The organism is Xenorhabdus cabanillasii (assembly GCF_003386665.1).
GTDB lineage: Bacteria > Pseudomonadota > Gammaproteobacteria > Enterobacterales > Enterobacteriaceae > Xenorhabdus > Xenorhabdus cabanillasii.
This window is the reverse complement of sequence record NZ_QTUB01000001.1, coordinates 596,088-609,218: the sequence shown is the minus strand read 5'-3', so window position 1 is coordinate 609,218 and position 13,131 is coordinate 596,088. Positions and strand designations below refer to the sequence as shown.

At 42.5% G+C, this 13,131-nt stretch carries 9 protein-coding genes and 5 pseudogenes; 1 reads left to right on the top strand and 13 read right to left on the bottom strand.

The window, feature by feature from the left end:
• The 7 genes and pseudogenes from BDD26_RS03035 to BDD26_RS19440 all read right to left on the bottom strand — a co-directional run bounded on the left by BDD26_RS03035 (position 1) and on the right by BDD26_RS19440 (position 7,453).
• A pseudogene (locus BDD26_RS03035) lies at positions 1-550 on the bottom strand (HK97 family phage prohead protease).
• A gap of 44 nt (positions 551-594) precedes the next feature.
• Positions 595-1,746, bottom strand: a complete 1,152-nt coding sequence (locus BDD26_RS03030) for a phage major capsid protein (protein WP_115825505.1) — start codon at positions 1,744-1,746, stop codon at positions 595-597.
• A gap of 133 nt (positions 1,747-1,879) precedes the next feature.
• Positions 1,880-2,287, bottom strand: coding sequence for a hypothetical protein (locus BDD26_RS03025; RefSeq protein WP_115825504.1), 408 nt, complete (start codon positions 2,285-2,287; stop codon positions 1,880-1,882).
• Positions 2,288-2,290: 3 nt separating this feature from the next.
• Positions 2,291-3,502, bottom strand: coding sequence for a hypothetical protein (locus tag BDD26_RS03020; protein WP_115825503.1), 1,212 nt, complete (start codon positions 3,500-3,502; stop codon positions 2,291-2,293).
• A gap of 4 nt (positions 3,503-3,506) precedes the next feature.
• Positions 3,507-4,250: an Hcp family type VI secretion system effector gene (locus tag BDD26_RS03015; RefSeq protein ID WP_244922634.1), complete on the bottom strand. Its 744-nt coding sequence runs from the start codon at positions 4,248-4,250 to the stop codon at positions 3,507-3,509.
• Between the two features lie 479 nt (positions 4,251-4,729).
• A complete protein-coding gene (locus BDD26_RS03010; RefSeq protein WP_115825502.1) occupies positions 4,730-7,156 on the bottom strand; it encodes a primase-like DNA-binding domain-containing protein in 2,427 nt (808 codons plus the stop codon).
• Between the two features lie 3 nt (positions 7,157-7,159).
• On the bottom strand, positions 7,160-7,453 hold the full coding sequence (locus BDD26_RS19440; RefSeq protein ID WP_244922633.1) for a hypothetical protein: 294 nt from the start codon (positions 7,451-7,453) through the stop codon (positions 7,160-7,162).
• Between the two features lie 384 nt (positions 7,454-7,837).
• On the opposite strand from BDD26_RS19440, the gene BDD26_RS02995 reads away from it, so the two are divergent.
• Entirely contained in the window at positions 7,838-8,020 is a 183-nt protein-coding gene (locus tag BDD26_RS02995) for a YlcI/YnfO family protein (protein WP_115825500.1), read from the top strand.
• Positions 8,021-8,359: 339 nt separating this feature from the next.
• Here the strand turns inward: BDD26_RS02995 and BDD26_RS02990 are convergent.
• The 6 genes and pseudogenes from BDD26_RS02990 to BDD26_RS19880 form a co-directional block, all read right to left on the bottom strand.
• Positions 8,360-8,580 (bottom strand): annotated as a pseudogene (locus tag BDD26_RS02990) (helix-turn-helix domain-containing protein).
• 174 nt (positions 8,581-8,754) lie between these two features.
• Entirely contained in the window at positions 8,755-10,164 is a 1,410-nt protein-coding gene (locus BDD26_RS02985; RefSeq protein ID WP_115825499.1) for an integrase family protein, read from the bottom strand.
• Between the two features lie 456 nt (positions 10,165-10,620).
• The gene (locus tag BDD26_RS02980) at positions 10,621-11,037 is read right to left on the bottom strand and encodes a type II toxin-antitoxin system HicB family antitoxin (RefSeq protein ID WP_038261628.1); all 417 of its coding nucleotides are present in this window, start codon (positions 11,035-11,037) and stop codon (positions 10,621-10,623) included.
• A gap of 54 nt (positions 11,038-11,091) precedes the next feature.
• Positions 11,092-11,266, bottom strand: a pseudogene (locus tag BDD26_RS02975) (type II toxin-antitoxin system HicA family toxin).
• Positions 11,267-11,491: 225 nt separating this feature from the next.
• A pseudogene (locus BDD26_RS02970) lies at positions 11,492-12,511 on the bottom strand (IS3 family transposase).
• A 75-nt stretch (positions 12,512-12,586) separates the two neighbouring features.
• Positions 12,587-12,787 (bottom strand): annotated as a pseudogene (locus BDD26_RS19880) (phage major capsid protein); the annotation flags it as partial.
• Positions 12,788-13,131 lie beyond the last annotated feature (344 nt).

Here is a 13,131-nt window from a genome sequence, read left to right as displayed (position 1 = left end):
TTACACCTCGGACAGTTGCAGCCAGTAATGACGCAAATCCACAGAGCAGGGTTTAGCGGCATTCAGTGAACGCTTGGCAATCTCCACACCACTCTCAGGATAGGCGGGTAAACTGGTGATCGTGATTTCCCGTAGTTCGGCTTCCAATACTGTTCTGATATAGGGTGTTTGACTGGTATCCCACTGATCTTTAATAGCACGAAAACCAAAGGACATGCCTTGTATATCCCCACGTTCAACCAGTGTTAATACATCGTGCCCCAATTGCGTATCTGGCGGAGTTAGTTCGAAGCGCAATCCGGTGGCATCTTCGACAAGCTGCAACGTGCCGGACGTGGTACGGCCTAACAGGTTCATCGGGTCATGCTCGTACAATGCCCTGATATCGGCTCCCACCGCTAAACTGGTGTTAAACGCATTCGGCACGAAACTGTTCGATAAACTCATCCCATAGCACATGTGATCGGCTGTTCCATTTAATCACATAACCGGTCAGCGTCTTATTGCTGGCAAACAGTGAAGCGGTGCGGATTTCAAAATCATTCTTCATTGATGGACTCCAAGGCTTGGAAAGGGGCGCGACACCCCTTCTGCTTAGTTGCTGGATGCGTTCACTTCCAGTACCTTAATTGCGTTGGAATCCACCAGCCCGCCCCCCAGATATTTATCCGTATGTACCTTATAAAATCCCGGCTCGGTGATATTGTCAGGACGGGTACGAATGCCGGTTTCATGGTCAACAATGAAATAGCCGCGTTTGAAGTCACCCAGACCGATCACACCCTCTGGCATAAATTCGAGGTAGTGGACAGGCAAGCCCAGCAACATATCGGGATCACCCGCCTGTAAACGTTCCCGCCAGATATAATCGCCATTGCCGTTTTTCAGCTTCTGCACCTGAGCGGCTGTGCCGGAGTTCATCACCCAGACAGCATTTTTACGGTATTTGTTTTTGAGTAAGAATTTCAGGTCAATCAGGCTATCGGCGGACAGCGCGGTAACTTCCAATTTTTGCAATGAGCCAAATGCACGAATCTTGTCGGCTTTGACATCACGGGGATAAGACAGGAAGCCTTTCGCTTTTTTACTGCCGTCACCACTCACGAGATCTGTTTCTTCGGTATCAACAAATGTGTCGGCAATTTCGGAAGCCAGCCAGCCTAAGATATCGACATCGCTAAAATCGATAATCTCTTGGGTGGTTTTAGGGTAAGCGTAGATGGGGAACAACTTAATGCAGACTTCTTCCATTTTCGGCGTTGTTGTTTCACTGCGCGCCTTGCCTTCTTCCCCGTGTGCCACGGTTGCGCCACCGACCGAAACAAGCTGTTTATATTCATTGCTGCGTGTGGTTTTCACCGTACAAATCCGGCGCATGACTGACTCATCCGTCAGTTGTTGCATGATTTGTTTGTTCAGCTCAGGGATAACGGTATAGCCGCCCTCAGACGGGACTCCCGTAGATAGGGAACGAGTTTCACCCGTCAGAACATAGTGGCGCAGTTCATCATTACTGAGTTTTTTGCTAGTCGGCTGTTTTTTTGCCTGACTGCGTTCTTCATCAGCCAAGGCTTCATAACGGGCAATTTCAGTATTCAGCGTGTCGGACTGGCTGCGCAGTTCGTCGAACTGTTTGGCTTCATCAGCATTGAGTGAGCGCTTTTCGTTTTCAGCGTTGGTGAGAAGCGAACGCATTTGATGGATTAAATCGGATTTTTGTTGACGTAGTTCGAGTAATTTTTTCATGATGTCTATATGTACAAGATTTCATTTTATAATGGATTTTATTTTTAACATCATGAAAAATAATAAGGAAGAGTTCTCGTCATGTTGAGCAAGCATACAAAAATGGCGATATAAATCGCCATTATAATGACAATTATTCTTTTACTTTTATGGTGTAGGTTTTATTAAACTCAGATCCACTAGTGTACATTGTTCCATAAGTAAATCCTGATATGTTAATTTTTACATCACCTAATATAATAGGTTTTCCTTTAATAATTAATTTATTGTAATTATCTCTAACTTTTTCTTCACCAGCCCTTAAATACGATAATTTTGTTGGTTCATAAATGATACCAGAATCCGGCGGAGTTATATTTACAAATAAGTTTCTCTTGCTTAAAAACTCATTGTGTTCTGATGTTTCACCATATATCGATATAATGGTTTCATAATCCTTATTTATAAGAGCGTTTGGTAACTCACTACTTTCTGGTATGAAATTTACTTTAGGTGACGAACATGCAGTAATAAAAAAAATAGAAAGAATAATGTATCTCATGATTTATTTGATTGGTTTAAAAACCAACCCTCCAAATGTGTGTTTTAAAAAATAGCTTAAACTTTTATTACTTCTAATTTGCTCATCAACATCACCCCATGAAAATAAATTCAAGTTAACAATAGTATCATTATTTATTCTATTGCTAGAATTTATTGATAATCCTATGGAATTACATACTTCCCCCTCCCAGACAATCCAATGGTTTTTAGCTGAAGTCTCCCCTGGATAAGATTTTAGCATTCCAGCAGATATTAAACTCACAACTCTATATCCTTTTTTCATATAGTCGTTTAAAGTCATTATGTCGGTAATATTACTATGGGAAAGACTTATATTGTCAAAAACTTTTTCATAGCCTGCTTTTTCAAACCATTCTGATAATTTACCCCACATTGTAATACCAGCCACGCGATCATCAACCTCATCGTAACTCATAATCATATTCTCTGAGTCTCTTAAGCTGGCTAATGTCAACCAATCTAATCCTGATATTCTTGCTCCATACTGATTATAAAAAGTGCCATTAGGATGTCGGCAACCCTCTCCCGGTTTAATTTCCAGTTGACCAATTTTAGTTTTGCCATATTTCCATAATTCGCGGGCAGCCTGTTCATAAATATCAGGCCTGTCTATTTGCAGGCAATAAAAAAAAGCGGCAGGGCCACATAAACTCGCACCACCTTGATTTGGATAGGTTCTTTTAGAAAGTGCACTTTGAATTTCCGATTCAATTTTACTTTTCTCGAACGGATCTTTTTCATGACCAATGGGATATTCTTTCGCAATAAAAGGTCGTTCAGGAATAGTGATTTTTAATTCAACGGTATTATCCCCGTCGCTGACAGGTTTTGTTTCAATCGTACTTTCAAAATAACAGGCATTTTCCCTTTTTTTCTCCGAACAGGCTTTACCGGAAGTTAATTCACCGAGGGTATACATTTTCTTAAAATGGGTTTGCAGTGCCGGAAATATATTTGAGCCATGTTTGCGGTGAAGCATCATTTGCATGATATAAATCACAGAAAGATCGTCGTCTGTTTCCTGCGTGATATGCTGTTGTGTTTCATAATTACTCTGTAGTTTCTCCTGAAAAACATCAAGCAAGATATGGAAATGTCCTTTTGCATCCTGACGATAAATGGTTAAGTCATAAAGCAGGTTTTCAACAGGTACGTTGGATTCTATTTTTGTCTGAACGGTATAGGTTGGCATGGCATTAATCCTTTAAAATATGAAATTCAAGTTTATTTTTGTCATCCGTAAGATGCCATTGGGTGTAACCTTGTTTATCAGTCTTTCCTTCTTTTATCTGACCATCCGGCAGGCAAACCCGATACTTGCGTTCGGTTAAAAGATTGCCGTCATCATCCACACAACGATAACGGGCATGATGTTTAGCGGGTTTTACCGGAGTTTCTTCAACCAGCGGCTTCTTAAGTGGCTTAACATTCGAGACCCCAGATAAAAGCGGCCTGCCTTCTTCACGTCCGGCTAATTGCGTAATGCTGTAGCCCGAAGTCCCTGCGGCGATGTGGTTGCATGAAATGGACTTATAATCGAGCATCACCACTTCATGGGCTATCGCACCATTATCATTGATTGAATGCGGATAATTATAGGAAATATCCACAATCGTGGCACTGGTCAGCTTGATTTCATAAAAGAATTCCAGTTGTCCCATCTGGCTTGTCCTGTAATGCACAAAACTGGCATCCAGCAATTCGTTTCCGTCTATTGCCATCGCTAACAGGGGAGAGGATTTATCAATGGGTTTCACAAAACTGACGGGTTGATGATTAACATTCTGGTCACGGCTCATCGAATGATTCAGGCTCAATACCTGTATTTGATCTTCACGTCCTTTCTGATACCGATTTCCAATTGATTCAGGCGTTGAACAACCTGCTGAAATTAAACCCTGCTTCTTGCCCTTTAACGACAAGTAAATGATGTGTGACATTCTTGTCTCCTGTGACAGCACTCCTGATGAATGCGTAATGAAACAGGATATAACAGAATTATTTATCTATACCAGTGTGAATGAAAATCCATCAATGAAATTGTGATTAACTTCCATTCTTAAATAAAATCAGATGATTACATCATTTTAATTTGAGGTAGTACCAAAAAATAAAAACCAGATTGTGCACGGTATTTGCTTCTGATTTTGTTTACCAGCCATAAGCCCCCTAAAAATCTTTTTCACCCTCTCAGTTATGCACCCTCTGCACAATACCCTGAACGCCTTGCTACATATGGGTCTGATGCAATTAATATGATATTCACTGACTGTATCATCTGTTCACCCATTTTTTAGATTAATGAAGAAAATGTAGAGTTGATGTATAGCTAAAAAATAACTATACATCGATTATTTTCTTTTAAATACAGTTAGATATTTGAATTGGTGTATGGAGTGCAGACTTAAAGCCAAAAGTTTTATACAGGCGATTTAAAATCTCGACACTCAGGCACTGATGGTAGCCATTCTTCGGCCTCTTCCGATAATTCCACGTTATAGGAATAGCCTTTCTTGGTACGCACTTTTCGATACTCTTTTCGGTACTCCAGCATAATCTTGGGAATGGATTCACCAAACTTCGTCAGTGTCAGCGGACGTTCAAAGCCATGCGCTTCCATAAAAGAGAGATAGGCGTGATACAAGTACAATCTTGGTGCGCGTGGGCTGATATTCTTATTCCCCATCTTCATTCCGCTCACATCATTGACTGACACCAGATAACCACAAAAACGATACAACGGATCGGAATGACTCTTTACCGTTAATGCTTCGTTCGAGTCGCGTTGCGCCTGTAGCAGTTTTTTAGCCTTATTCTGGTCGGCAAATTCTGTTAATAAATGACGGATAAACACTGGCAGTTCACGACTGATTTTCTCCGGTAACTGTGGGTCTTTCTCGGATTCTTTGACCGGAATATTAAACGGAAATATCACTCGCCGCCGTGCAATGCCGCCGTTACGTTCGGTAAAGCTCATGGGTTCGTTATTGGTGGCTAATACCACGGCTTTGATGATGGTAGAAAACTGTTTCTCGTATTTCCCGTCAACTTCAATCAGGTCGCCGCCGGTAATGGCCTTAATGCCTGCCCCTTCACCGACATATTTAACCTGATCGGGCAGCGTAATTAAGCTCTTGCCAACAAACTGATAACGGCCTCTGGCTTCATCCAGCGCTCTCATATTGCCACTGGCGGTATTGTGCTCTCCCGCCAGTAAGGTGGCGATATATGTAAATACGCTTTTACCGCTGCCGCCTTCGCCGGTGACTTCAATAAAGAGCTGCCAATCATAACGGTTTGCCAGGATCATAAACAGGGCAGCTTTGATACGATTCATCTTATTTTCATTCTGCCCTGCCGCATGAGACAACCAGCGATAAAAGTCAGGGGCATGATCCGGCAAGTTTTCACCGATAGCAGGCTGGGTAAACTCAATGCCGTTATGGTTCATTAACCAGTGTTCCGGCTGGTGTGGGGTAAATTGTTGTGTCGATAAATTATACACATCATTACGAAACCCGATTAAATCCTGCCGTTGTTCGCCAATGACTGGAATTTGTAATTTCATGGCACAGATAGCATTATTAATACCATTCGGGCTATAAGGGGTTCCATGCTGGTCGAAGATTGCCACCATTGCGCGACGCAGCTCGTTATCTGACACAGTTTCCCATGTCGTACCGTTATAGTGATAAACCGCTTCGCTTTCAGCATGTACCACGATTTTTTGGTAATGCTCAACCAATAATGCCCCGCGTTGACTGGCTGCCATCTGTGCCAGATTGTTATTGGCCTTTTTGGGCTTCGTTTCGTAGTTCTCCGGTGCTTCTGCGTTCACTGGCGCTTTCTCCCTGACCTGATATAACCCGTTACTGAATGCCTGTTTTGCTGCCTCTGTGCCGTGCTGTTGTCGGTAGTCGTCCCAGTCAGCCTTATGCTCTGTCGGTGGCAGTGTTACCCAGCCGTCTACAGTTTTGGCAGCTTTCTCAGCGGCAATTTTCCCGACGTTCTTTTTGAGCTTGCCGTTTTTGTCCCGTTCTTCTGGCTCGTGCCAGTCATTATCAGCCGCAATAATGATTTTCGATTCAGGCCATTGCTTTCTGACCAATTCGGCAACACTCAGTAAATTGCTTTCATCAATGGCAGCCAGTACCGCGCCATCATTATGTAACTGGTTGACAGTCAGCGCTGTCGCGTAACCTTCGGTAATGATGATCGTGTCAGGCATTCCAGTAATTTCAGATACCGGAATAACGCTCCCTTTCTTCTGTGTACCGGAAACAAGGCGTTTTTCGCCGTTTGGCTTGATAGTCTGAGCGCCCGTGATAGTGCCGTCCAGTGTCTGAGTTACCAGCAATAGAGAATTCTGTAATAGCCGCTGATTGGGGCATTGCAGCCCCTTTTTCGCCAAATACGGAGATTCTCCCCTTATCGATTTTGCCACCAGCTCCGCGATTCGTTCTGCAATGGGTTTCACTGTTCGGGGCTGCTCTTTAACTGGTTTAGTTTCAGGGAATGGCATTGCCAATACATCAGCAACCTGCTTAGCGGCGGTCAGAATAGTGATACCTTTAGCTCTTGCCACTAAATCCAGACCATCCCCGTGATTGGGCTGATCGCACTGGCGACAATGCCAGTCGCCATGATGGTTATCATCTATAAAGTGAAAACGGTCAGTGCCACCGCATATCGGGCAAGCGCCATGCTTCCCCTTTGGCGGAACATCCACGCCACAGGCTGGCAACAAGCTTTGCCAGTGATTCATGGCGGATTGTTTCACGGTTCGAATAACGTCTATCGGGCGGATTTCTGTAGGGTTTTTAGGCTGTGAGGAACGTTGACTCATAATTTATTCCCCTCCATAGACAGCCGCACACAGTGCGTAATAGACGTCTTGGTTAAAATCACAGGCCAGCGCCAGCAGATCACGCAGTTCTTCGGAGTAATCCCTGCCAATTTTGTCAAGAATGACCTCAAATAACGATATAGCTAACCCTGCCCGATACATGGCCTGATCTAACGGTATCGCGTTCTGATGTCTGTTCACTACATAACCTAACAATGTCATCAACAAGGGCTGTGGTGTATGTTTCAACAATGCTTGCTGTATTTCCTGATTGATATCACGCGCCAACAAAATCAAGTTATTGAGTTCAATGGTGCATTCTTCCTGTGACTTTTCGAGAATAAACGTGAAAACAGAGGCTGCTAGCTGCGTGCGATACTCTGCTGTTTTAATGAAAGAGTTTTTTTACCCACAGCGCACCTCCTGACGGGAAACGGATCTCAGGAAGGAGATACCCGCCAGAATGATGATAAGGCGCTGGGGATGAATTAGGCATGTAAATTTAGGGCGAGTTTGGTTAGACTGTGTGCCAGCCATAGCATTAGCTCCGATAATGTTGTGGTTAGAAGCCCAACTAGTGCTACAACACTGTTGGGCTTTGTTATTTTGAATGCTACAACATTCAACTGGATGCCAGTATAAGCACCAACTGGATTCCATATAAGACATGAGAACCCATATATGACAAGAGACCACATAAATAAAAAATCACAAAAGATACAAGCTAGAGCACCACATGAGGTTGTCGAAGCTATAGAAGTATTGAAAGAAGAAGGTGAAAGCACAGCACAGTTTATTGTCACCGCTCTACAAGGTGAAATCAAACGCCGCCAACGCAGAGCCAAAGCATCATCTGAGCAATAACCAACTAATCGATAATAATCCCTGTGTTCTACTCCCACTATTGAAGATAGCTGATTAAGGGTAGCATTATTCATGCTATCCCTTTCTTTTTGGGTCAAGTGAACTGTTATACCGATAATTAAAATATTGCTTTTCCGATTTCTGGCATAGGGATATCCGCAACGGCTATTATCCGTTTTTTTATTTTTCATGATTTTCTTTAGTAACAACTATTTTCAGGAAAATAGGTTATTGATATTTTCTATTATTAATAGACACATACCTAATAAATAAAATTATTCAATAACCATTCACAAAGATCTTGTTCCAAAGCCTTGCGGATAGAAAAGACATTATTTTTTAAGCTGTCTGTACGCGGCGAGCAGATGCCAAATAGCCATCAAGATCTGATTTTAAATAAATAACTTTACGGCCTATTTATGATATGGAATTTTTTCTTTTCCTGTACATGCCCAATTAGCAAGCGTTTGTGAGGTAACACCAAGATAAATTGCTGCTTCTGCTCTGGTAAATTTTTCTAAGATTGTTGCGGAAGGATGTATGCTCACTTTTACCACCATGTATTATTGATTATCAGTAGTGATATATTATTTATAAATGACCATCAAAAATAGTAAATCACCTTGTATAAAACCGTATACAGAAAGGATAAAAATCAGTCATAACAAAGTTATGCATTGATACACAAACCAAATATCAAGTTGTATTAAATTTCATCTTTCATAATCCGTTTTTTAGTCTTCCTGCTCTGATAATTGAAAAAGAATTCTTCTCTTATCCTCATCTTTCATTCCAGACAGCATAGAAATAATTCTTTGATCTAATGCCTTTGTATTTTCTACCAAGCCTGCATGTTCCAGTATGGCTTGTTCTATTCTTTTAGCTGGCTCCTGCAATTCATCAGCACCAAAATGTAAATACCCCTGAGTAACATCGGCACTGCGCAATGTTCTGTGATTCATCAGGCGTTTCAGAATATAGTTACCGACTCCCACTAATTCAGCGATTGTACCGAATGTGCGACGGGCATCGTGCCATTTGAAGGGTATCGGCTGGAGCATATCCAAATTTGGTTCAGGAACAGTAGCGGTACTGATGCGCTCAATAATATGGCGACATTCTTTGATAACACCTCTCAAACCTGGGAAAACGAAATCCTGTTCTCCTTGCTTCATTACTAAACGTCGACGAAACAAGTTCCTTAAGGTATCTGTAATGGGAAGTTCGAGTGGATCGCCGTTTTTGGTTGTTTCTATCCAGAAATAACGGCCTCCCATATTCACACGATCCCAAGTAAGGTTAAAAATCTCTGACTTACGTAATCCAGTAAACATAGCCATTTCAACCGCATCACATGCAGCAACTGCGACATCATCCCTTTCATTTTCGGCTTTCTCCCGAACAGCAGCTACCGCACCTAACCAGCGTACAAGTTCATGTGTTCGAATACGCTCCGTTTTTCTTACTGTGCCATGCCATTTACGCGTTGTGCTCAACACTGCGGTAGGTGGATCAGGAAGTAAAACCCTTTCTTCTTCATCTCGGTAATAGTCATGCGCAAAACGATAAATAGCCCTTAATGACCTAGCCCATAAATCGGCCTGTGCTTTACTGCCACTACCCACACCTGCGCGTAATGTTGCTTTATCAGCCCCAAACCAAACAGTACCATCAGTAATCGCTTTATGCCTGAGTTCGACACGTTCCCTCGTTATTGATGCAAGCGGCTGTATCATCCAATCACCGGAAAAATTCTTTAATATGGAACGGTACTGATTAGCAGTAGCGAGCTTTAATCTGTGCCCTCTGTTAGAGATATAGGTGTCTAAGGCATCCGATAACGTCACGGTTGCTTTTTCATGGATACGCTTAGTTATGTTTGGGTTCTGGCCTGTGGTCGCTACCTCACCAAGAACCTCAAGCCCCTTTGCCCTTGCGTTATCAATGGAAAGATCAGGAAACCGACCTAATGTAGCGCGGATAAACTTTCCGTTCCTCTTTCTGGAAATACAAAAGCTCTTAACTCCGCTCGTACCGATACGAATACGTAGTCCATTTACTAATGTATCCCCATATTCAATTTGCCCACGCTCTGCGGGTGGTAAGCTCTCTAGTTTAGCTTTCGTAAATTTGAAAGTTTCCACATCTCCCCTCTCTATACTAAAAAGTGAGTATTTCACTTTTCTATTGTTATCAAGCGATTAGGGTATCCTGTGAGTCGTTTTCAGGCTCTAGGATACCTATAGGATACCGTAGGCAAGTATTCTAGGTTATTTCTGGTTATTTATACAGTAGTTGTAAATTTTATAATTTATTGAAAATTAACAATAAGTATAAATAGATAGGAAGTATTTGCCTTGTAGGATTTTAAAACTGAAATAATTTTTTGATCCAAAACGTGCAGGCGGGTGCGGAGTAGTGCGTTTTACCTCAGGTTTACGTTTATTTCGTGGGGATAGTGCAATGCAAGCGCAACGCAGAGACGTGATCCAAATTCACCGCTACGAGGTTTAAAATCGTGCTATGTGCGTCTGATTACGTTCTATGGGATATGAAAAAGGCCACGTTTTTCGCGCAGCCTTTCAAGTGAGGGTGATACTTTATTGCATTGACAAAGTTAACTGATGCCCGATAACCGCTGCGGCCTTACCAACTGTATCTATCTTAGTTGAATGCCGTAAATCAAAGATGCGCGTGACTTCCTGTTTCTTCACACCCATACGGCTGGCGAGTTCAGTTTGCGTTAATTTAGAATCAATAAACGCATTAAGCATAAGCACCTTAGAGGCTATGCTTAAGGGCACATCGACATAATCATCATCTTGTCCTATCGGACTGGGAAGCGGGATTTTCTCGTTATCTTCGAAGTAAAATTCAAAAGACGTTATTAGCGCATCAAGTGCCATCTCTAGCGCTTCCTCCCGTGTATCCCCTTGAGTCAAGGCTTCGGGGATATCCGGGAACGAGACGAAATAACCACCTTCTTCCACTGGCTCTAGTGTTACTGGATATCGCATCGTGTCTAATGGTGACCTATGGCGAGAACCAGCCCCTTACGAGGCTGGTTTTTATCACAATCCTAATTGCTTAAGAATTGCTTTTCTCAGTGGTTCTTTTATCTCTTGGCTGGGGTGTCTCGGCATAATGCTTCGTCTCCCCCTTATATTTCAGTTTCAGATGGTTTGTACCGTTTGAAACTTCGACGCCTTGAGCTTCTAACCACCGTCTAAACTCGCTTTGCTTCACCACTCCTCCTTTCTGTTGAACATGATATTGTAGTAAACATTTATGCTTACACGGTCAACTTTTTTGTTTACTCTCATCAGGCCAGATAAAAATAAACCCCGCCGAAGCAAGGTCAATAAATCAAGTCTTAATTTAGCCAATCACCGGCGAATATTTCTGTTTCAGCCCATCAGATTTATGTGCCGTGTTGCGTATTGCACTGGCGTTCTCCGGGGTGTGTTCTGCTCAAGAAAAATCGGACACTTTCTCGAAGGCTATTTCATATTCCACGGGTGTTAAATAATTATTGGCCGTGTGTAATCGAGTTAAATTGTAATAATGCAGATAATCCAGGACATCTTGTTTCATCTCTGCCGGATTTTCATGCGAGTTTTTGAAGAGCCAATCATGTTTTAAGCTGCCAAAGAAACGCTCAACAACAGCATTATCCCAGCAGGCACCCACATCCCCCTGACTTGCTCTCATATCGTAGCGGCTGAGTAGATCCCAGTATTGCTGGCTCATATATTGGCTCCCTCTGTCACTGTGAAACACGCCGCCTTTTGACGGTTGCCGTAAGTAATATGCTTTCGTCAAGGCTTGACTAACCAGTGTCGTGTCTATCTCCGTCGACATCTGCCAGCCCACTATCCGGCGAGAATATAAATCCATCACTATCGCCAGATAGAGCCAACCTTCAGGCGTTTTCAAATACGTAATATCTCCGGCCCACACTTCATTCGGCGCAAGCGGATTAAAATTCCGGTTGAGCAGGTTACAGGCCGTTGACAGGGCTTTACCTTTGCGCGGTGCCCGATAGCGTTTACGCTGTCTGACGGATAATCCAAGCTGCTTCATTAAATTCCGGGTCCGATAGTCACTGATAGTGAAGCCTTCTTTGCGTAATTTTTTCGCCAACATCCGATACCCCAGGCTTTCCCGGCTTGCTTTAAAGAGCGTCGTTGCTGAACCAACACCTTACAGCCGTTCTCTCGCAAAGAAGGCGCTCGCCTTTTTTAAGATCTCCTTCTCCATTTTCAGTTGCTTGTTTTCTTTACGCAGCTGCAATAACTCCTGTCGTTCATCTGGCGTTAACGCGTTGGGTTTAGCTTGCTCAACAGCCTGTTTCCGCCACGTATACAGGAGTTTTGTTGGAATACCTAACGCTTCAGCCGCCTGTGGGACCGTATGGTGCTGTTCAACAACCAAATTAACGGCTTCTTTTTTAAAGTCATCGGTAAATTTTTGGGGTGATTTTCGTTTCATAAAGACACCTTAGTTAACGTCATGCTATTCCTTTACCAAAGTGTCCGAATTTATTAAAGCACAACAGGTATCGCAGGGATAAGACTGAAAATCTTTGGCTTTTTTACTGCCGTCACCGCTGACGAGATCCGTTTCTTCGGTATCGACAAAGGTGTCTGCAATCTCAGAGGTCAGTCAGCCCAAGATATCTACATCGCTAAAATCGATAATTTCTTGGATTGTCTTGGGATAAGCGTAGATAGGAAACAGCCTGATGCTGACTTCTTCCATTTTCGGGTGAGTGAACGTTTTTCGAAAGGAATTCCATTTAGAATTATTACTGGTTATGCTAATCCGTTTAAATAAACAGTATTAAGGTGAATTTACAATGAACAGCGTTAATTATTATTTTTTAATTTTAAATATATCCGGTTATCAAAGCTTTTTTTATTCTCGGCATCTTTGAAACTGAAGAATTGGCAGAGCAAGCGCAAAAAAACATTCTGACCAGATGAATCATGCCGACAAAAACGACATATTACGAGAGGGTGTGGAAATACAGCTAATTAAGAGTGATTATAATTTAAATTCAATTGGTTACGTTGTATCTATATATGCAGGGGAATCTGTTCAAATTGATC